Origin of the sequence: Tissierella pigra, from assembly GCF_009695605.1 — a bacterium.
Taxonomy (GTDB): Bacteria; Bacillota; Clostridia; order Tissierellales; family Tissierellaceae; genus Tissierella; species Tissierella pigra.
Genome location: NZ_VUNQ01000111.1, coordinates 1 through 1344, shown reverse-complemented (window position 1 = coordinate 1344; position 1344 = coordinate 1). Strand labels below are relative to the sequence as shown.

Annotated in this window: 1 protein-coding gene; it reads left to right on the top strand. The window is 31.7% G+C overall.

Features of this window, described 5'->3' with window-relative positions; translation table 11 throughout:
* Window positions 1-92: 92 nt before the first annotated feature.
* The gene (locus tag FYJ83_RS19535; protein ID WP_154443142.1) at window positions 93-1313 is read left to right on the top strand and encodes an IS256 family transposase; all 1221 of its coding nucleotides are present in this window, start codon (window positions 93-95) and stop codon (window positions 1311-1313) included.
* Window positions 1314-1344: the final 31 nt, after the last annotated feature.

The following is a 1344-nucleotide window of genomic DNA, read 5'->3' as shown; positions in this document are numbered from 1 at the left end:
GGTAGTGTAAAATAATCTGTGCTTTTGCGAAATAAAATTCTCTTTTCTGGCAAGAATCAAAATATGATTTAAACCAGAAAGGAGAATTTTTTATGTCAACATTACCAAAAGAAATTTTAAGAAATATGATTAATGATGGAAATTTAACAACACCAGGAGATCTTCATTCGTACTTAAAGGATATGTTTAAAGATATACTCCAAGAGATGTTAGAAGCAGAGCTTGAGGCCGAATTAGGTTATTCTAAAGGAGATAAAAAGAATAAAGAAACAGATAATAGAAGAAATGGTTACACTCAAAAGACTGTAAAAACTCAATTTGGTGAGATTCCCTTAGAAGTACCAAGGGATAGACATGGTGAATTTGACCCAATAGTTATACCTAAAAACAAAAGGGATATATCTGGTATAGAAGAGAAAGTAATTGCACTTTATGCCAGAGGTATGTCAACTAGAGATATTCATGAGCAGATAAAAGATATATACGGAATAGAAGTATCAGCAGATATGGTAAGTAAGATGACTGATGGAATACTTCCACATATTAAAGAGTGGCAAAATAGACCTTTACACCCCATATATCCATTTGTATTTATGGATGCAATACACTACAAAGTAAGAGAAGATGGACAAATCAAAAATAAAGCAGCTTATGTAGTTTTAGGCGTAAATTTAGATGGGTTTAAAGATATATTAGGAATTTGGATAGGTGAAAATGAATCAGCTAAATTCTGGCTTGGAGTTTTAAATGATATGAAAAATAGAGGATTACAAGATGTATTAATATTTAGCGTAGATGGATTATCAGGGCTTAAAGAAGCAATAAATGCAGCATATCCTAAGGCAGAAATACAAAGATGTGTAGTTCACCAACTAAGAAATTCTTTTAAGTTCGTTAGTTATAAACATTTAAAAGAGTTTGCTAATGACTTCAAATCAGTGTATAGGGCCATAAACGAAGAGGAGGCGCTTGATAAGCTAGAAGAACTTGAGAGTAAGTGGGGAGATAAATATCCTCATGCCATTAAAAGTTGGGAATCAAATTGGGACGTATTATCTCCATTTTTCAAGTATCCTGAGGAAATCAGAAGTATAATGTATACTACAAATATAATAGAAGGTTTCCATAGACAACTAAGAAAAGTAACTAAGACTAAAACCATGTTTCCATCTGATCAAGCTCTAGAAAAGATACTTTACTTAGCTAGCCAAAATACTATAAAGAAATGGACCCAAAGGTATAAAAACTGGGATTTGGTTATAAACCAGTTATCTATATTCTTTGAAGAACGAGTAAATATCCATCTTTCATAGAATTATATAGGTGTTATATGAAAACCTTCTA